The sequence below is a fragment of the Sporosarcina sp. HYO08 genome (genome assembly GCF_001563475.1).
Lineage (GTDB): Bacteria > Bacillota > Bacilli > Bacillales_A > Planococcaceae > Sporosarcina.
This window is the reverse complement of the sequence record NZ_LPUT01000031.1, coordinates 30,452-49,086: the sequence shown is the minus strand read 5'-3', so window position 1 is coordinate 49,086 and position 18,635 is coordinate 30,452. Positions and strand designations below refer to the sequence as shown.

The following is an 18,635-nucleotide window of genomic DNA, read 5'->3' as shown; positions in this document are numbered from 1 at the left end:
GCCTAGCCTTTCAAAGCATCTTTAACCTCCCAATCGAATAGAAAATTATCCTACTATTCGATTGGGAGACATACATAAATTGAACATTCAAATCGATTCTATTTACCAACAACGCTACCTGAATCTGCTAAGTCGTAAAGATCTAACAGGTTTCAAGAAATAAAAATGACCCACCATTGTACGCATTATACCGTTGCGTAACAAGGTGGGTTCTGTTGTTTTAACTATTCAGTATCGGATCAACCACAAATACCGTTCGATCCTTACCGGCAGAACTTCTACACATTTCATTGTGTTCTGAACGTATTTGTTCTACGCTAACTTTAAAATCACAATAGAGGCGCTGTCAACTGGGATGCCGTTGTTGTCGCTTGGCGGGACCCTATGATTCAGGTTAGTCGCGCCATCGATATTAACTAGCGTGAGAATATCCCCTTGATCTAGAGGCGTGATCACCTGACCACTGTACGTTTGATTACCAGATTCTGCTCCATACGCGGAACCTGGTATTTCAGTGTTAGTCATACCATCATTCCGAAATAAAGCAAATGCAGAAGTTCCTTGTTTAGCAAATACTTCATAAGTGATAAGATACGTACCGGATTCGTTAATTATCATTGCTGATGTGTTTACGGCATGTGATAAAAACGGTGGCAGTGGAGTATTCCCGTTATGATCAAAAGTGACTGCCTCATTTTGATCAAGATCTTGGTTGGTAGTGTCGTAAAGAAAGGCAAAGCCAAGTGAGCCTCCTGGTGGGCCTTGGTTTCCTGGTGGGCCTTGGTTTCCTGGCGGGCCTTGGTTTCCTGGCGGGCCTTGGTTTCCTGGCGGGCCTTGGTTTCCTGGCGGGCCTTGGTTTCCTGGCGGGCCTTGGTTTCCTGGCGGGCCTTGTGGTCCTTGTTTACCTTGTTTCCCTTGTTGACACGGGTTGGAACTGCATGGGTGAATTCGTCGTTTACGTGAGCTCAAAAAAATCATCTCCTTTGTTCTATCATTGGTAGTCTATTCGGCTAATGATCCTTTGCTTTAGGTTATGCCCCGGATTCCTTTATTAAATGCATTTCTAAGAAACTTCAATAGATCGATAAGTCGTTAAACTGCCGATGTTTCCCCATACAAAAAGTCGAACGACCTCCCCCATAAAATGCAAGGATGGTCGTTCGACATTCATTTTTTTCTTATTCCAATTCTACGCCCTACTTCCTTAGGCATTGTCCAATTCGCATGCATCCCTTGCAAATCCGTGACATTTTTTTGTATAGGTGCTGGAAATGGAGCTGGACGCCCCCCGGCTAGATTCATTCCCATAAGCATTTGCTCGCTCGTTGCGATCCGATTGCCGTTCGTGTCTTCCATGATGAAAAATACGTGTAATCGTTTTTCATCTGCGTCTAACAGCTGCAGATTGACTTTGAGCAGTTGCCCTTCATGTGCTTCATCCAAATAACAAAGATGCGTTTCTAAAGTAAAGATTGAGTACTGAAATTGTTCACGGAATGGCGCGTCAATCCCAAGGTCAATCATGAACTGATCGACTGCCATACTAAATACAGCCGCATAGGCAGCATCGTTCATATGACCATTGTAATCTACCCAATCTGTACGAACCTTTTCTTGAAGAATGGGATTTTGAATGATTGACACCGAATCCACCTCCAATTAATCAATTTCGCCTATACGAAGAGCCAGGCACTTCTGGGGCGACCTTTAAATCGGTCCGTTCAAATTAGCTGCCGGCCAGTATTTTTCGAGTATTTGCGTCAGTTCGATTAAAAAATCATCTCTTCGTTTTTCCAAGTCTGAAATGGCGTGTCCAATTGTTTGCTGTTCACAACCCGCGATGACTTTTTCTTGAAGTTCTTCCGTCAGTTCCGGTGCTACGAGTTTTGTCCATGGAAGTTTTAAAGCAGGTCCAAATTGCGCGAGCATATGCGCCATTCCTTTTTGACCGCCAGCTAAGTGAAGTGTTAAGAACGGCCCCATGAGTGCCCAGCGCAATCCCGGTCCGTAAACGATGGACGCGTCAATTTCTTCCGTCGTTGCCACACCATCATTCACAAGATGCAGTGCCTCGCGCCAAACCGCCTCCATCAAGCGATCCGCAACATGACCATCTATTTCCGTAGAAAGAATAAGTGGTTTCATCCCAATGGAATGATAAAATTGCTCCGCCCTCTTCACGACTTGCGTGGATGTTTTTTCACCGCCGACCAGTTCCACAAGCGGGATTAAATAAACAGGGTTAAACGGATGTGCAACAATAATTCGCTCAGGATGCGCGCAGTCTGCCTGTAAAATACTTGGCTTAATACCCGAAGTACTTGACGCAATAATCGCATCTTCCTTCGCATGCCGGTCAATTTCCGCCAAGATCAAGCGTTTCATTTTTTCTTGTTCTGGCACGTTTTCTTGAATCAAATCAGCCTCTGCAACCGCCTGCACAAGATTTGCTTCAAAATGAAAGCGGTCTTTTGAAGATCCGTCGACTATCCCCTGTTTCACTACCGAAGGCCAAGCACGTTCAATTGCATGGCGGACCCGCCCTTCCGCATTCGGTGCAGGGTCAGTCGCAACGACGTCATATCCCTGTGATAAAAAACGAATAATCCAACCGTTTCCGATCACGCCTGTTCCCACTACTGCGACACGCTTAATAGGATCAGCAGTCATGTTACCCTTCCCTCTCGTGCGGATTTCTTAACCCTAACTGTACACGTGCCTCTGCTGGCGTCATTGGCGTTGCATTTAAACCATTCATAATAGATACAATTCGATCAACTAGCTGGGCATTGGTTCCCAAAACGCCCCGATCCAAATATAAATTATCTTCTAATCCTACTCGGATATTTCCACCGAGCAGCATGGATTGAACAGCCATTGGCATTTGCTGACGCCCAGGTCCGAATGCTGACCAATGAGCATGGGTCGGAAGTTTATCATGCATATATAGCATGGTTTCCGCATCCGCATCAGCCCCCCAAGGAAGCCCTAAACAAAATTGAAACATTGGATCCCCATCGATTAGACCCTCGTCTACTAACTGTTTAGCGAATCGCAAATGACCTGTATCAAAACATTCTAGTTCAGGTTTTACACCGCTTTTTTGGATAAGGCGGGCATGCTTGCGAAGCCATTCCGTCGGGCTAATATATACCTGATCGCCGAAATTTAGACTGCCGCAATCCAGCGTACAAATCTCAGGCAACAAGTCGCCAATCGGTTGGTGTCGTTCTTCTGGCGTTTGCATAAAAGTGCCGGGGCCTCCTACTGCTGGATCATCCAAACTTGGGATCCAGTCACCGCCGCCACCAGCAGTCATATTAATAATCACGTCTGTTTCCGATGCTCGAATTCTTTCAACGACTTCTTTGTACAAGGCCGGATCGTGGCTTATACCACCAGTTTCGGGATTACGAACGTGAATATGGGCAATAGATGCACCAGCTTTTGCAGCTTCAATTGCCTCATTTGCAATTTCCTTCGGTGTAATCGGTATATATGGGCTTTTTTTTGCCGTATCTGCCGCACCAGTTACAGCACAAGTGACGATTACTTTGTGGCTCATCATAACTCCCCCCTTCTTTGCATGTTATGTCGGACGAGTAATTTCATGATTTTAAAGTGGGGATAAAATTAAATTTCCGGGTTAAAGTTTTTCTGCCCACTGTCTAGGGAAAACTAAATTGAAAAACACGTATGCGGAACAATCTTTTATGAAAAGTTTTGGGGCAATACAATGGCAAAACCTTTCATCGATTGTCAATGTATGTTAATTTGGATAAGTATTTACCATGCGGACGTTTGACAAAAAAATACTAAATTGGCAAATCGTGTAGTTTATTTTTTAAATTTGAGGTGCATTGATTTTCCACAAAAATAACTAATTTCTCATCAATTACTATTCATAAACAACGGAGGTGCCTTATATGCTTAAATTCGAAAATGTATCGAAGGTATACAAAGGAGGAAAAAAAGCGGTTAATAATATAAATTTGCATTTTAAAAAAGGCGAATTTATTTGTTTTATCGGACCTAGTGGCTGTGGTAAAACGACGACGATGAAAATGATTAACCGACTGATTGAACCGACTTCAGGAAGTATTTATATTGACGGTGAAAATATTTTAGACCAAGATCCTGTGAAGCTGCGCAGGGAAATTGGCTACGTTATTCAACAAATCGGCTTATTCCCGCATATGACGATCCAAGAAAATATTGGGCTTGTGCTGAAATTACTCAATTGGCCAGAAGACAAACGGAATGCCCGCGCACGTGAACTGATTAGCCTCGTCGATTTGACACCTGATTATTTAGATCGTTATCCGCATGAGCTAAGCGGTGGCCAGCAGCAGCGAATTGGTGTTTTACGTGCATTAGCCGCGGATCAGCCGCTTATTTTGATGGACGAGCCTTTCGGAGCGTTAGACCCCATTACACGCGATTCCTTGCAAGATGAATTTAAGAAGCTTCAACAAAAGCTAGGGAAAACAATTGTTTTTGTTACCCATGATATGGACGAAGCATTGAAATTGGCGGATCGAATCGTTATTTTACGTGATGGCGAGTTAGTTCAGTGCGCTACGCCGGATGAAATATTACGCCATCCAGCCAATGAATTTGTTGAGGAATTCATCGGTAAAGAAAAATTGGTGCAAACAAAACCTACCATTCAAACGGTCGAGCAAATCATCAACCCGAATCCAATTACCATTACGAAAGATCGTACGCTCTCAGAAGCCATTCAACTGATGAAGCAAAGTCGAGTCGATTCCCTTCTAGTTGTTAACGAACAGCGCGTGTTGGAAGGTTTTATAGATGTAGAAATGATTGACCAAAAACGAAAAAAATCGACATTGGTCGCGGAAGCTTTCGAATCAGAAATGTTAACGGTAGCAGAAGGAACGCTCGTACGTGATGCGATCCGCAATATTTTAAAAAAGGGCATGAAATATGTGCCTGTCGTCGACAATGAAAATCGTCTTGTCGGTATCGTTACGAGAGCAAGCCTTGTAGATATTGTCTACGATTCTATTTGGGGCGATGAAGATGACAACAATCCAACTAATGGAGGGAGATGAGATGGACAGCATTACGAGTTTTTTAAGTAGTAATGGTTCCGAGATGTTAGTAAAAACATGGGAACATTTATACATCTCCTTAGCCGCCGCTCTATTAGGGATTGCCGTTGCCGTTCCGTTAGGTGTCGCTTTAACGCGACTGCCAAAAATCGCCGGCGTTGTAATGGGGATTTTAGGGATTGTTCAGACATTCCCTAGTTTTGCGATCCTTGCCTTTTTCATCCCGCTATTTGGGGTTGGTAAAATCCCAGCGATCATTGCCTTGTTTTTCTATTCCGTTTTGCCGATTTTGCGCAACACTTATATCGGGATCAACGGTTTGGATAAAATATTGCTGGAAGCAGGCCGCGGGCTTGGCATGACCGGATGGGAAAGAATTCGTTATGTGGAATTACCGCTGGCGGTTCCCGTCATTATGGCTGGCATTCGTTTATCGATCGTCTATTTAATCGGTTGGGCGACGCTTGCTTCCTATATCGGTGCAGGCGGGCTCGGGGATTATATTTTCAGCGGACTGAATTTATATCAACCTGAATACATTATTGCCGGGGCGGTTCCCGTAACCATTCTGGCTTTATTGACAGACCTTTTATTAGGCCGAATTGAAGATTGGGCGATCCCAACTGGTATGAAAAAATTAAAAGAAGCGAAATAGGAGGGACTCTACCAATATGTTGAAATTAAATAAAAAACTAATCATTTTAGCTGTTTCGTTGGTCCTCCTGTTAAGCGCTTGTTCGCTGCCTGGATTAGGAGGTCCTTCCAAAAACACAATTGCAGTCGGTACACTTGGCACTTCTGAATCTCAAATAATGGGGCAAATGGTTCGATTGCTCATTGAACACCATACAGATGCAAAAGTGTCGATGGTGAATAACTTAGGATCATCGATTGTCCAGCATAAAGCGATGCTGAATGGCGATGTCGACATTACGGCTACCCGCTACACTGGGACCGATTTATCAGGTGCATTAGGCATGGAGCCGATGAAAGATCCACAAAAAGCGCTTGAAGTTGTTCAAACAGAATTCCAGGAAAGATTCGACCAAACTTGGTTTGACTCGTATGGATTTGCGAATTCCTATGCGTTCACCGTTCGGAAAGAAGTTGCCGAGCAAAATAATTTGCAAACCGTTTCTGACTTACAACCGCTTGCGACTAGTTTGAAATTCGGTGTCGATAATTCGTGGTTAAAAAGAAAAGGTGATGGCTATGAAGGTTTTGTCGAAGAATACGGCTTTGAGTTTGGCGAAACGTTTCCGATGCAAATCGGCTTAGTTTACCAAGCGGCTGCCAGCGGAAAAATGGATATTGTCCTTGCTTACACAACGGATGGTCGTATCAAAGCTTTTGACTTAAAAGTATTGGAAGATGACAAACATTTTTTTCCGCCTTATGACACTTCTTTAGTCGCTCGAAATGATGTGTTAGAAAAATATCCCGAACTGCGTGAGATCCTTCAAAAATTATCAGGACAAATCTCGACAGAAAAAATGCAAGAAATGAACTATGAAGCAGATGGATTGATGAAAGAACCCGTGAACATCGCGAAAGCATTTTTAGAGGAAAATAATTACTTCGAATGATGGGAGGTGACCCGCTATGAAAACAACTGAAGAGATTTTAGTTTATTATTCCCATAACGCTTGGTACGTATGGGAACAATTTTATAAACATTTACTGATGTCCGTATACGGCGTATTGTTTGCAGCGATTGTCGCCATACCAATCGGCATCTTAATCGCGCGGTATCGAAAACTTAGTCCTTGGGTACTTTCTTTGGCCAACGTAATTCAAACGATTCCTGCTTTAGCGATGCTAGCGGTGCTTATGCTTGTGATGGGACTTGGACCCAATACGGTCGTATTTTCACTTTTCCTCTATTCCTTATTGCCAATTATAAGAAACACTTATACAGGCATTTTAAATGTGGATCAAGCCTTGCTTGAATCAGGGAAAGCGATGGGCATGACGAAATTCCAAGTGCTGCGCATGGTTGAATTGCCGCTTGCCTTATCGGTTATTATGGCTGGGGTTCGAACTGCTCTTGTCATTTCGATTGGGGTCGCAACGATTGGAACATTTATCGGCGCAGGTGGGTTAGGCGATATTATTTTACGCGGGACAAACGCGACAAATGGAACGGCCATTATTTTAGCCGGCGCCATTCCAACTGCGCTCATGGCAGTCATTGCGGATATTGTCATGGCTTGGGTAGAACGAAAGCTGTCGCCGAATAAAAAGCGGAAAGGCTTTATTCCAAAACCAGAAGAAAACGCAGCATAAGAAAATAGAAAAATAACGACCTCCACCATTACAAACGTGGAAGGTCGTTATTTTTTTCGGTAAATGTTTTACTATCCGTTCACTGCTCGCGATCGGCAATTGTTCTTAATTCGTGTAATGCATCGATTAAATGCCTCATTAATTGTTGACAAATATGTTTGTCTTCCATATGGCTAGAAATGTTAATGGACATCGAATTTTCCAATAAGATGTACGCGACACCGAAGCCCCCTTTTACGACAGGGGCAAACATTCGGTATTTCACATTGTCATAGGCCATTCCGCTCGTTGAGATGGAATCATGACGCAATGTGACATATCCTTCGTCCTTGAAAATCTCTGGCAACGATGGAATACCAAGCTCTGCGCCAAACAAATGATAGATTTTTTCTAAACCGTACATATGTCTTTCAACACCAAAGCCTTTTTGACAATCATGGATCCGCGCGGAATGGGCTGCGCCGGCTTTATTCATGAGTGCATATAGCCTATCAACCGTTTCTTGACGATCATCCAACGCTTCTACAAATCTGCTCTTTTCCATACTTGTTGCGCGTGCGCATTCTGTTCTTCCTTCGTAGAAGTAACGAGTTGCCACTGGCTCATACACACTTCTAAACTCGCCAAATGTTCGGTATTGCGCCACTTGCAATGCGATATGGAAAAAGGCATCGGGACTAAAACGCAAACTTTTAATCTTCTCTGCTCCAAAGTCCATGAATGTTTGGGAATGAAGAAAATAGCGTTTCTTTCGCTGTTCATGGTCTTCGTGAAATTGAATGAATAAGTCCTGAAGCTCTTGCGTCAATTCCCATTGTTGCTTTTCAATATTTGGCTTTGCAGGCAGCTGAACCAGTTGTGGGGAAGGATCCTTTTTCAATCCTTTACTGATGTGTCGAATGACTGAATAAATCGATGTGCCGTCTACGGCAGAATGTTCAATGTTAAAGCCTAATTTTCCGGCCTTTGTAATAATGATTTGGATCGTTTTATCAAAGTATTTATTGTCCTCATGTAACATTAAGTTTTGGATTGCTTCTTCCGCATTTTCACTTTTTTCGTCAATTGAAATAACAACAAGCGCATCGGCAATCGTTTGCAACGTTTTTGCGTTTACTTTGGACAGCTTCAGCTTATCATAAGCTTTAGCAGCCTGATCCCTTTTAGCTGTCGTGAAAATCCCAACGTTGACCCCTTCCTCCCGCTCATTGCGGAACATCTCCTCAATCACTTTAGCAATGGCTTCGCCTGGATAGAGGTCGCCTTCTTCATTCGTTACATCTATTTTATATACGTTGTTTTGATAAAGAAGGATGACGTGGTTATTTTTCTTTTCATACTCCGCAACAAAAATCTCATCTCTTTCAGGACGTGGAATTCTAACTGAGCGGAAGAATTTCTTATATTGGCTCATATCGAGCGGCATCCCTCTCACAATTGCCGGCTCTATTTCCTCGTCGATGATCATGTGATAATATTGCGCGCTTAAATAGCAAACTTGCCCAATCATTTCCGAAAGTGCATATCGTTCTTTATGGTTATTTGTTAATAGGACATTAAAATTCATACTCGATGGCAAGGAATCACGATGTTTTAAATACAAATCATCCCAGAAAGGTTTTAACCAACTGCCTGACCTATTTTCTTGCCACTCCAGCAATTTTTCTTGGAGCTTTTCCGCTTCTCCATTTTCCACAAAAAAGCGCTCGATCACTTTCGTTGTTTGTTTATATTGATCCACGCTTACTAAAGGCTCAATCCATTCTAACAGCTTAGATTTTGTCATTTCTAAGGGTGGGATTGGTAATGTTGGTAATTCGTTTTGATAAGTAAATGTCTTTTTCATAGCTCATCTCGTTTTCTTTACATAATAGTTACGATTGTTATGCCGTATCCCCTATTATATCAGCATTTGTTGAATATGGCTTGCAAATACAGGGGCGCTGCGAATAGGTATAGTGATAACTTTACGGTAAAGCAGAAGGTTTTAGCTAGCAAATCGAGAAGTAGTACAAAACAGTACTGGGGATTTAATTTAATAATAATAAGGGGTTATGCCTAATGACTATTGATGAATCAGTAAAGTACATTCTTGAATATTTGCCCGATTATCCCGCAACATTGACACCGGAATTGATCGTTCAAATTCGAAAGGATCAGTTACTGCTCCTTCCCGAAGAGGCTGATCGGCCAAAAGTGAAAAAGATTGAAAATCAGCTGATTGATGGACCACACGGCGATATTCCTATACGAATTTATACACCTGATGGACAAAGGGAGATATTTCAAGCGGTCGTCTACTTTCATGGCGGCGGCTGGACAATTGGAAGCGTTGAGACACATGATGTCGTATGTCGAAAGTTAACAAATGCAACCGGCTGCAAAGTCATTTCCGTCGACTATCGACTCGCACCGGAACACCGCTTTCCAAAAGGGTTAGAAGACTGCTATGCTGCAACACAATGGGTGTTCGACAATGCTGATTCATTGCAAGTGAGTCAGCACCATATTTCGATCGGAGGAGATAGCGCGGGCGGCAATTTTGCAGCGGCCATAACGTTAATGGCGAAAGAACGGAAAGGACCAAAACTCAAATCTCAGCTATTAATCTATCCCGCGACGGATGCTTTGCGATCCATTACGGATTCACCCTACGCATCCATACGTGAAAATGCCGCCGCTCCGATCTTAACAAGTAAGCTAACAAAAAGCTTCTGGGATTACTATCTTTCAAATGAAAGTGACGCAGCAAACAAGTACGCCTCACCGATCAAAGCCGAAGATTTAAGCGGATTACCGCCGGCACTCATCCTCACAGCCGAATGTGACCCCATTCGGGATGAAGGAGAAGCATACGGAGAACGATTGCGAGAGAGCGGTGTTGACGTCAAAATGATCCGATACGATGGTCTTATTCACGGCTTTGTTCAATTGCCCCTGCCGATAAATGAAGAAGTCTTTCAAAAGATGGGCATGTTTTTGAAAGAAAGCGTGCTGTCTATCCCTACCAAGTAAAACACATCCCCCTAACCGGAACACAGCCGATTAGGGGGATATTGCATTTGGGTGCCTGTTTGTTATTGAAGATACTTCTTAATATCCTCTACCGTTTGAGAATCCCAAATATCATCAATTAAAAGCTCTAAAGCTATAGTGTCTAACTTAAAGATCCCTTCTTTGACCTCTTCAGGAACAGTATAGAATTTTTTTGTCAACAATCGAATGGCTGTTTTGGCCAACGCTTTGGTCCCACCTATTTCCAGGCCTTGTTGCATACCTTGTTGCATACCTTGTTGCATACCCTCGTCTCTCCACATATCAGCTAATGTCATTGCTATTTCACTCCCTTCAGGATAGGTCTTTTCAAATTTTTTGATGATTTTTTCCACATCCTTTTTCGTCAAGTCTTTTGCGGCACTAAAGATATATCGCATCATCGTTTCAAAATATTCCACGCCTGTTTGCTTATCTTCCAATTCATTCAAGTAGTGGATAGAGCGCAGGATAGATTGTAAAAGTTCATTTTTATCTTTCGTGAATATATCTCGAAAAAGTGTCAATAAGATCCGTGTTTGTGCTTTTCCTTTGATATCTTCGTCGTCATAGGTGGTTAAGTCATAGATTAAGTAGTCGAAGTTTGGCACATAAATTTTCAATTCTTCCGGAAGATCTTCGTATCCATCTAGCATGGCGCCCAAATTAGAAGGTATGCGCCAGTTGAACCTGCTATGGTGAATGACGAGCGGAATGATAATTGGCAGTTCCTTCGCTTCTTCTTTGTTCATTTTAGCTTCCCAAATTTCAACCATGTATTTTAATAATTGAAATGCAATTCCTTTGTCTGAGTAACTTTTATGTTCAAAAAGAAAATAAAGATAGCCCTCTTTGTTACAAATATCGACTTTGAAAAGTAAATCAGAGAAACTTTCTTCCAGTTCTACGTTGATGAAACTGTCCATTTGTGGATCTAAGGTGTCCACATCGATGACGCTCATGATGTTTTCTGGTAAGTAATGGGTGAGGAAATCCTTTGCTGTCGATACATTGCCTAATGTTTCTTTGAAAAATTTATCGTGTGGATTTTGTATCTTCATGAATAATATTCTCCCTCCTCTACCTATACTTTCAGTCAATTCTTCTTGCTTTACATTATACAATCTAGCCATATTCTTTTCCAATCATGTTGGGATAGGATCCATTTGAGCTTTCTTGCCATAGCCGCCAATACCAACACAAAAAAGCTCCTCGACCGATTCCTCGATCTTGATCCGATACGATGGTCTTATTCACGGCTTTGTTCAATTGTCCCTGCCGATAAATGAAGAAGTCTTTCAAAAGATGGGCATGTTTTTGAAAGAAAGCGTGTAATTGCATGAGTGATTGTCACTAATAATATTAGACTTTCTGGGTGCCTTCTCCCTTGTAATCTTTAACAGACAAGTAGATACTAATAGTATAGTAGAAATCTAACCACTTTTTAAATGAAAATTCAACATGAGGGGCATTGTTTTATATGGAAGCAATCACAGAATTCTTCAAAAGAAAAGAAGTAAAGCGAGTTATTATTTTCGCGTTGATTATCTTCATCCTTTTTAGTGTCAGAAGCATGATGAATTTACTCTTACTCACTTTTATTTTTTCATTTTTAATGAATCGACTCGTCAACTTTGCAGCGAAGCGGGTTCGGCTTAATCATAAACTAATTGTCATAATGCTTTATACATTGATCGTTGGCATATTGACGGTCGGGCTTGTAAGATACTTGCCGCTGATCACATTGGAAATCAGTCAACTGATTAAGCAAATGACGAATTTCTTCACGCAACCGCATGAAAATCCATTGCTTAGTATTGTCGAATCGATTATCTCCGGTGAGCAGATCAAAGCTTACATCGAAAATGCTTTTTCATTTTTACTAAAGTATTTTTCAGATATTAGTAAGATCAGTATCCAAGTACTCATTGCTTTGATTTTAAGTTTGTTTTTCCTTCTTGAAAAACCACGCTTAATCGAATTCACAAGCAAATTTAAAAACAGTAAAATTGCTCCGTTCTATTATGAAATTGAGTTTTTCGGAAAAAAGTTTTCACGCACGTTTGGGAAAGTGATCGAAGCACAGTTCATCATTGCACTTGTCAACACATTTTTAACTGTCATTATCTTGATCGTACTTGGCTTCCCACAAATTATTGGATTGGCGATTATGATTTTTTTCTTAGGACTTATACCCGTCGCCGGCGTCATTATTTCTCTGATTCCACTCACAATTATTGGTCTGACAATTGGCGGGTTCTTGACTGTCATCTACCTGCTCATCGCCATTATGATTGTCCATGCGATTGAAGCGTACATTTTAAATCCGAAGCTGATGTCATCTAAAACGGATTTGCCGGTTTTTTATACATTCATCGTACTGATCTTCTCGCAAAACTTTTTTGGCGTCTGGGGCTTGATCATCGGAATTCCGGTGTTTGTCTTCCTGCTAGATATCCTCGATGTAACAGACAAAGATCCAAATCAGACACAATCCATTCAAAAAGACAAGGTGGATTACTAATGCCCCTCCAATAAAAAAAGAAACCTTGAATGGTATATTTGAACTGAACCCTAAAAAGTGGACACTTTAAAAAAGTACCCTTTTTAGGGTTCAGTTCATGGCAACTAATCAAGGAGATATTCTAATGATTGTTAAAACAAACGAGATGTTGTGTTTGTCTCGTTACTAGTACTAAATATGACCATAGTTGAAAGGATTGGAAGTCATTTACGCAAAACTACTAGCGAGACTTTAGTTTTAGAGGTTCCTTTCCTCATTACTTATTTTTACTATTTACATAATCCTGTACAAACTTTCTGTTCCTCTCATTTTGAGGTAGTAATCCTAAAAATTGATATTCAAAAATCATTTGACGTTCAGTCGAAGAAATTGATGAATTTATTACATCCTCATAATCATAATGAATTTTTATCTTTCCTGGGTATCTTAAAATTAGGGTTAAATTTGTCCAAGGCTCTTGACCATTCTCAATAAATATTTTTCTTAATTCATTAAATTTCTCTTGTAGTTCTAACAATAAATCATCATAAATTTTTTCACTTACATTATATTCTTCAGGTATATCATGTGAATATATAAAATCCTCATTCTCGGAGGTATTAAAATAAAAGTATACTTCCCTAGAACCATCTAATATTTCGGCATACAAGTAAATCTCATACCATTCATCTTCAGGTATCATATCTAAAACATGTTCTGCTATCGCAGGGTATAACTGGTCCATCTGTTGTTCCATAATTTTACTAACCCCCAATTTGATTTTTTATTGTTACCTTTTTTGTCCTTCCGCCGTCTATTGCATACTCGACCATGAAACTATCTGGTCTTGCAGAATTACCAGTGTATTGAGGCTTTATTTTTACTTTTGCACTTCCTTCTTCCCTATTTAAGGCAGCTGCCCACTCCTGTTCCATCTGATGCCATTTTCCGCCTGCTTGATTTATTTGTGAATTCATCGGAACTAAATTATCAATATCTCCAGAACCTTTGAATTGACTACCAATTAAGTGCCCACCGTCATCTCTCTCCGGGTAATTACCTCGAATGCGGTCCGTTTCTCCTACATTGCTTTGAGCATACGGATTTCTTTTTCCTTTTCCAAGTTGTAAGTCGGCATCAACACTTTCAATACGGCCAAACTCGTTGGTTTCATAGGTATATCCTTCTTTTGTTTTATATCTTACATTCGATTGTAATACTTTTTTATTACCTACCCTACCAATATGCGTTCCATAAGCTACCTCAATTTTAGTTCCTTTACCCATTACCATATCCTTAGATTCAATCGCCTTCGCCTGCTGAATCACCTGTTCTTTAACAACAGGCCCATTCATCACATTAAACGGCACCGGTGCATCCCCCGCCATGGCAAACTGCGTGCGGGGATTGTAAGGCATCAGCCTCAACAAATCCGATGACTGTAGCGCGTTTTGCACAGTTGCCGTGCCTTTGTTAATGGCAGTCCCTGCCCTAACAGCACCTGCTTTTCCAAGGTTGCCCGCGCCCTTTGTTCCTACAATGGATGTCACTGCTGTCCCGGCCGCGTATGAGAACCAGCGCGAACGAGAATAGGAGTCTCCATTGATGACATCCCTTTCATAGGATTCAACAATGGCATTTTTCAAATACGTATACGTTTCTACCGGATGTGTGACGGCATGGACGACGCCTTCAATCGACTCTTTGGGATTGGTAACGAAATCCCAGATCCCCGATACAAAGTCTTTTCCTGCATCCCACAGGCCTGCGCCAATTCCTTTGGCAACATTGGCGCCGACATTGCCTTCAACAGCTTCCTCTTCAGAAGACGTACTGACACCCATCAGACCTCCAGCAGCCGGGACGTATGGAAAGCCCAGCGAGCCGTCTATTCCTTGCATTGATTGAAGACTGCCAAGTGGCATTGTACGGTGGATCAAATCTGTCCATAATGTATTGGTAGCAGATAACATCGCCCAGCGATCCGCTGAGAAATTGACACCTGTTAATCCTTCCTTAAATAACCCTTGAAGATCCGCCAGCCACATTTCCATCGTGGCGAGGTCTTGCTCGATCGTTGTCAAGGCATATGTTTGACTTGCGTCAAATTCGTATAGTCCCGTGTTCGTATCATCTCGTTTTATTTTAGCATGCCGGACCCCCTCTTGCACTTCGCCGTCGTCTAAATGCGGCAAAGCAACGATGTCTGAAACTTGATCCATAATCCCATTCGCTTCTAGTGTCAAACTGTCAGTGAGCTGTGCGATTTGCTGTAATCCTTGTTCGATTTCCCCCTCCAAGAAGCTTTCTCGGATGAAGCCTGCAGCATCCGGTTCAAACCCTCGAAGGGCTGCTTCCATAGCTTTCAAGACTTGTGTAAAGCTCTCCTGAAATGTCATCAGAAATTGAAGAAAGGGCAAGTGGCATTCTTCATAAAATGCCCGGATCGCATCTCCGCCTTGCCCTTTTAGCGCTTCTTCCATCGCAACAAGCGCACTGATCGTATTAGAAACTGCCTCTATTTCATTCCGTTGACGACTAAGCATCGCGACATTTCGCTGAATTCCTTCTTGCAATAAATCGACATCTAATACTTTCATAAGTATCTCTCCCATAATTCCCCGACATGATTGATACCCAAGTCCTTTTTATCTTCTTTAACATAATACTAGTAGACTTCTTTGATCAGCATAGCAACCGATCAAGGAGATATTTTGTTAATCGTTGCCATTTCAAAACTTTATCTTGGAAAGTAGCGCTTTTTGAAAAAATATCCCCCGACTAGCGTAATAGCTGATCAGAAGGATATTGAATTTACTGGACAAAAACAACTATGAGTATTTGAATGACGTTGGTGCCCAGATGCGATTAAACTTTATTAAATTTCAGGAGACTATTGTGATAGTAATTCTTTATTTATTTTTTCAGCCTTATGCAGTTCTTCTAGTAACGGGTTTAGATAGTCGCTATAACTATCCATATAAGCACGTACACCGCCAATAATATTCATTTCTTTAATATCTTTATTATTTTTCAATATATCCAATGCATTTTTATATCTTATATATATAAGTTGTAAGACCCCACTATTGATTTCCGTACCGTAATCTTTTTCAAGATAATTGATCACTATTTTTATTTGTTCGATTAACTGCTTTTGCTTATCCATTTTATCCTCCTATCGGCTCGGAACTTCCCTTATCTCTTTAATCCACTCTGAAGGCCATCCTTGAGGTAATAGTATTTGATCTCCATTCCCTTCTAATAATGCCCCTGTTTTTGTAAATTGCTTTTCAACCCTACCAATATTTAGAATTTGTCCTTCGGGCACTTCAATAACAGCTTCAAATTGTCTGGAATTTTTCCAATCTGGTACTAGAGCCGTACTTATTTTTGCATTTATTCTATTTCCAGCTGGGCTAGTAGACACAAATGATCCATCAATTTTTGCGCCACCACCGTAAGTTCTATACAATGTAACATTTTCTTTTGTCATTACAGTTCTATAATTTCCATCAGTAAATGACTCGCTAATCCAATTCGGTAAATCCACTTTTTCAATTACTTTTACTTTATCATCAATTTTAGTTGAATACTTTCCAAAGTTTTCAACTTTCCCCGTACCTTTAGCTTCAATGACCTTCGCTTTGGAAATTAATTGTTCTTTTATAACAGGACCATTCATCACATTAAAAGGTACATCGCCTGGCATTGCTACTTGCATTCGCGGACCGTAAGGAAGAAGCTGCGCCATTGATGACTGTATCGAATTTTGCGCAGTTGCTACACCTGTTTTTAATACGGGCTTCGCCGCTGCCACAGTTGTTTTAGTAAGCGCCCCTGCACCTTTCGTTCCTACGACAGAACCCACTGTTGTGCCAATAGCGTAAGAAAACCAACGCGAACGTGAATAGGCATCACCATTGATGACATCTCTTTCATATGATTCAACAATGGCATTTTTCAAATACGTATACGTTTCTACCGGATGTGTGACGGCATGGACGACGCCTTCAATCGACTCTTTCGGATTGGTAACGAAATCCCAAATACCTGATACAAAGTCCTTACCAGCATCCAAAAGACCTGCGCCAATTCCTTTGGCAACATCAGCCCCGACATTCCCTTCAACGGCTTCTCCTTGAGATGACGCACTGACACCCAACAGGCCTCCAGTAGCCGGGACGTATGGAAAGCCTGGCGAGCCGTCTATTCCTTGCATTAATTGCAGGCTGCCTAAAGGCATTGTGCGGTGAATCAAATCTGTCCATAATGTATTGGTAGCAGATAACATCGCCCAGCGATCCGCTGAGAAATTGACACCTGTTAATCCTTCCTTAAATAAACCTTGAAGCTCCGAAAGCCACATTTCCATTGTGGCGAGGTCTTGCTCGATCGTCGTCAAGGCATATGTTTGACTTGCGTCAAATTCGTATAGCCCCGTGTTCGTATCATCTCGCTTTATTTTAGCATGCCGGACACCCTCTTGCACTTCGCTATCGTCTAAATGTGGCAAGGCAACGATGTCTGAAACTTGATCCATTATACTGTTCGCTTCGTCTGTTAAACTTTCAGTGAGCTGCGCGATTTGCTGTAATCCTTGTTCAGTCTCCCTCTCCAAGAAGCTTTCTCGGATGAATCCAACAGCATCCGGTTCAAACCCTCGAAGGGCCGCTTCCATAGACTTTAAGACTTGCGTGAAGCTCCCCTGAAATGTCATCAAAAATTGAAGAAAAGGCAAATGACATTCTTCATAAAATGCCCGGATCGCATCTCCACCTTGCCCCTTCAGCTCTTCTTCCAGTGCAACAAACGCATTGATCGTACTAGAGATCGCTTCAATTTCTTGACGCTGACGACTAAGCATAGCGACATTTCTCTGAATTCCCTCTTGCAATAAATCGACATCTAATACTTTCATAGCAATCGCCCTGCCATTCCCCAAATATGACCGACGTCAAGCCGACAACTCTCTTTTTCTATAAAGAACTTTCTGTAACTGAACATCTAATCCCTCCCCAAGAAGAAACCCGCATGATTTTACCGGATTGGCCGTGGGCCGCCAGAAACAGCTCTGCCAATCCCCGAACCAATTTCCTCATCCGATTCGCGCAAAAACTGCACAGAATTTTCAGTTGTTTGAATGTTTTGTTGCACTACTTCTTGGTATTTCGTCAACAGCGTTTCCAACTGTGTAGAAAGTGTTGTTAATTTGGTCACTACATCAAGCACATTTCCCGTAATAGGCAGCTCTGCCTTTGGATTAAGTGCTTCGACCGCACTTTTCATTTCACCAAGTTGGCTTTCAACATCTGCATAGATCACTTTGATTTCTGTAGACACGTTTTCCCCTCCCCGTCATTATGATTGAGTGGCCCTTGCCCTCCTTGCCGCCTGTTCCGCCAACAAACGATCGATCGTTTGCTGAATTGAAATGACTTCAGCTTGAAGGGCTGCAATTTTTGTGGCAATTGCATCATAGACTTTCGCAAATTGTGCACCGGCAATTTCCAAATAAGGCGTATGAATTCCGGCTTCACGTATATCTTCAAATTCAGACGCATGCTGACCATGCCAAGTAGCCGTTGTCAGTTCTGGTTCCAAGCATTTATGCTCATTGTCATTAAATTCCCCTTGCTTCGACTGTAATGAACTTTTACAGGCATTGAGTCGTTCAATTTCTTTTAACTTCTTTGCTTTCAGATTGATATAATAAGCGATCATGGTCTATTCCC

General features: G+C 41.7%; 18 protein-coding genes. 6 read left to right on the top strand and 12 right to left on the bottom strand.

The window, feature by feature from the left end; all coding sequences use genetic code 11:
• Positions 1-312 precede the first annotated feature (312 nt).
• From AU377_RS14760 to AU377_RS14745, 4 genes are all read right to left on the bottom strand, one after another.
• Positions 313-969: a hypothetical protein gene (locus AU377_RS14760; protein ID WP_067408602.1), complete on the bottom strand. Its 657-nt coding sequence runs from the start codon at positions 967-969 to the stop codon at positions 313-315.
• 198 nt (positions 970-1,167) lie between these two features.
• Positions 1,168-1,644 carry a thioesterase family protein gene (locus AU377_RS14755; protein ID WP_067408600.1) on the bottom strand — a complete coding sequence of 159 codons (477 nt, stop codon included), beginning with the start codon at positions 1,642-1,644 and terminating at the stop codon, positions 1,168-1,170.
• A gap of 63 nt (positions 1,645-1,707) precedes the next feature.
• Positions 1,708-2,670, bottom strand: a complete 963-nt coding sequence (locus AU377_RS14750; protein ID WP_067408598.1) for a 3-hydroxyacyl-CoA dehydrogenase NAD-binding domain-containing protein — start codon at positions 2,668-2,670, stop codon at positions 1,708-1,710.
• A gap of 1 nt (position 2,671) precedes the next feature.
• Entirely contained in the window at positions 2,672-3,565 is an 894-nt protein-coding gene (locus AU377_RS14745; RefSeq protein ID WP_067408595.1) for a 3-keto-5-aminohexanoate cleavage protein, read from the bottom strand.
• Positions 3,566-3,926: 361 nt separating this feature from the next.
• Between AU377_RS14745 and AU377_RS14740 the strand changes: the two genes are divergently transcribed.
• Genes AU377_RS14740 through AU377_RS14725 form a run of 4 tightly spaced genes read left to right on the top strand, consistent with a single transcriptional unit; the run spans position 3,927 to position 7,364 of the window.
• Positions 3,927-5,078: a betaine/proline/choline family ABC transporter ATP-binding protein gene (locus AU377_RS14740; protein WP_067408593.1), complete on the top strand. Its 1,152-nt coding sequence runs from the start codon at positions 3,927-3,929 to the stop codon at positions 5,076-5,078.
• 1 nt (position 5,079) lies between these two features.
• Entirely contained in the window at positions 5,080-5,733 is a 654-nt protein-coding gene (locus AU377_RS14735; RefSeq protein WP_067408591.1) for an ABC transporter permease, read from the top strand.
• A gap of 16 nt (positions 5,734-5,749) precedes the next feature.
• The gene (locus tag AU377_RS14730; protein WP_067408589.1) at positions 5,750-6,664 is read left to right on the top strand and encodes an osmoprotectant ABC transporter substrate-binding protein; all 915 of its coding nucleotides are present in this window, start codon (positions 5,750-5,752) and stop codon (positions 6,662-6,664) included.
• Between the two features lie 16 nt (positions 6,665-6,680).
• The gene (locus AU377_RS14725) at positions 6,681-7,364 is read left to right on the top strand and encodes an ABC transporter permease (protein ID WP_067408587.1); all 684 of its coding nucleotides are present in this window, start codon (positions 6,681-6,683) and stop codon (positions 7,362-7,364) included.
• A gap of 79 nt (positions 7,365-7,443) precedes the next feature.
• On the opposite strand, the gene AU377_RS14720 is transcribed toward AU377_RS14725, so the two are convergent.
• Complete coding sequence (locus AU377_RS14720) at positions 7,444-9,210, bottom strand: choline/carnitine O-acyltransferase (RefSeq protein ID WP_067408585.1); 1,767 nt, start codon at positions 9,208-9,210, stop codon at positions 7,444-7,446.
• A 215-nt stretch (positions 9,211-9,425) separates the two neighbouring features.
• On the opposite strand from AU377_RS14720, the gene AU377_RS14715 reads away from it, so the two are divergent.
• Positions 9,426-10,379, top strand: coding sequence for an alpha/beta hydrolase (locus AU377_RS14715; RefSeq protein WP_067408583.1), 954 nt, complete (start codon positions 9,426-9,428; stop codon positions 10,377-10,379).
• A gap of 62 nt (positions 10,380-10,441) precedes the next feature.
• Here the strand turns inward: AU377_RS14715 and AU377_RS14710 are convergent, their stop codons facing one another.
• Positions 10,442-11,521: an Rpn family recombination-promoting nuclease/putative transposase gene (locus AU377_RS14710; RefSeq protein WP_253724506.1), complete on the bottom strand. Its 1,080-nt coding sequence runs from the start codon at positions 11,519-11,521 to the stop codon at positions 10,442-10,444.
• Positions 11,522-11,877: 356 nt separating this feature from the next.
• Here AU377_RS14710 and AU377_RS14700 point away from each other — a divergent pair, with 356 nt between their 5' ends.
• Positions 11,878-12,921 (top strand): AI-2E family transporter, encoded by a 1,044-nt coding sequence (locus tag AU377_RS14700; RefSeq protein WP_067408577.1) that lies wholly within the window; start codon positions 11,878-11,880, stop codon positions 12,919-12,921.
• Between the two features lie 256 nt (positions 12,922-13,177).
• Here the strand turns inward: AU377_RS14700 and AU377_RS14695 are convergent, their stop codons facing one another.
• The 6 genes from AU377_RS14695 to AU377_RS14670 form a co-directional block, all read right to left on the bottom strand.
• Positions 13,178-13,657, bottom strand: coding sequence for an antitoxin YezG family protein (locus AU377_RS14695; RefSeq protein ID WP_067408575.1), 480 nt, complete (start codon positions 13,655-13,657; stop codon positions 13,178-13,180).
• 7 nt (positions 13,658-13,664) lie between these two features.
• Positions 13,665-15,500, bottom strand: coding sequence for a T7SS effector LXG polymorphic toxin (locus AU377_RS14690; RefSeq protein WP_067408573.1), 1,836 nt, complete (start codon positions 15,498-15,500; stop codon positions 13,665-13,667).
• Positions 15,501-15,793: 293 nt separating this feature from the next.
• Positions 15,794-16,069: a hypothetical protein gene (locus AU377_RS14685; RefSeq protein ID WP_067408571.1), complete on the bottom strand. Its 276-nt coding sequence runs from the start codon at positions 16,067-16,069 to the stop codon at positions 15,794-15,796.
• A 9-nt stretch (positions 16,070-16,078) separates the two neighbouring features.
• A complete protein-coding gene (locus tag AU377_RS14680; protein WP_067408569.1) occupies positions 16,079-17,821 on the bottom strand; it encodes a ribonuclease YeeF family protein in 1,743 nt (580 codons plus the stop codon).
• A gap of 119 nt (positions 17,822-17,940) precedes the next feature.
• Positions 17,941-18,243: a YwqI/YxiC family protein gene (locus tag AU377_RS14675; protein WP_067408567.1), complete on the bottom strand. Its 303-nt coding sequence runs from the start codon at positions 18,241-18,243 to the stop codon at positions 17,941-17,943.
• Positions 18,244-18,261: 18 nt separating this feature from the next.
• A complete protein-coding gene (locus AU377_RS14670) occupies positions 18,262-18,624 on the bottom strand; it encodes a DUF5082 family protein (RefSeq protein WP_067408565.1) in 363 nt (120 codons plus the stop codon).
• Between the last annotated feature and the right edge of the window lie 11 nt (positions 18,625-18,635).

What these genes read in the sequence shown, in the direction of transcription:
- AU377_RS14750 (WP_067408598.1), bottom strand. Translation starts at nt 2,670, where the DNA reads ATGACTGCTGATCCTATTAAGCGTGTCGCAGTAGTGGGAACAGGCGTG.
- AU377_RS14745 (WP_067408595.1), bottom strand. Translation starts at nt 3,565, where the DNA reads ATGAGCCACAAAGTAATCGTCACTTGTGCTGTAACTGGTGCGGCAGAT.
- AU377_RS14740 (WP_067408593.1), top strand. Translation starts at nt 3,927, where the DNA reads ATGCTTAAATTCGAAAATGTATCGAAGGTATACAAAGGAGGAAAAAAA.
- AU377_RS14735 (WP_067408591.1), top strand. Translation starts at nt 5,080, where the DNA reads ATGGACAGCATTACGAGTTTTTTAAGTAGTAATGGTTCCGAGATGTTA.
- AU377_RS14730 (WP_067408589.1), top strand. Translation starts at nt 5,750, where the DNA reads ATGTTGAAATTAAATAAAAAACTAATCATTTTAGCTGTTTCGTTGGTC.
- AU377_RS14725 (WP_067408587.1), top strand. Translation starts at nt 6,681, where the DNA reads ATGAAAACAACTGAAGAGATTTTAGTTTATTATTCCCATAACGCTTGG.
- AU377_RS14720 (WP_067408585.1), bottom strand. Translation starts at nt 9,210, where the DNA reads ATGAAAAAGACATTTACTTATCAAAACGAATTACCAACATTACCAATC.
- AU377_RS14715 (WP_067408583.1), top strand. Translation starts at nt 9,426, where the DNA reads ATGACTATTGATGAATCAGTAAAGTACATTCTTGAATATTTGCCCGAT.
- AU377_RS14700 (WP_067408577.1), top strand. Translation starts at nt 11,878, where the DNA reads ATGGAAGCAATCACAGAATTCTTCAAAAGAAAAGAAGTAAAGCGAGTT.
- AU377_RS14695 (WP_067408575.1), bottom strand. Translation starts at nt 13,657, where the DNA reads ATGGAACAACAGATGGACCAGTTATACCCTGCGATAGCAGAACATGTT.
- AU377_RS14690 (WP_067408573.1), bottom strand. Translation starts at nt 15,500, where the DNA reads ATGAAAGTATTAGATGTCGATTTATTGCAAGAAGGAATTCAGCGAAAT.
- AU377_RS14685 (WP_067408571.1), bottom strand. Translation starts at nt 16,069, where the DNA reads ATGGATAAGCAAAAGCAGTTAATCGAACAAATAAAAATAGTGATCAAT.
- AU377_RS14680 (WP_067408569.1), bottom strand. Translation starts at nt 17,821, where the DNA reads ATGAAAGTATTAGATGTCGATTTATTGCAAGAGGGAATTCAGAGAAAT.
- AU377_RS14670 (WP_067408565.1), bottom strand. Translation starts at nt 18,624, where the DNA reads ATGATCGCTTATTATATCAATCTGAAAGCAAAGAAGTTAAAAGAAATT.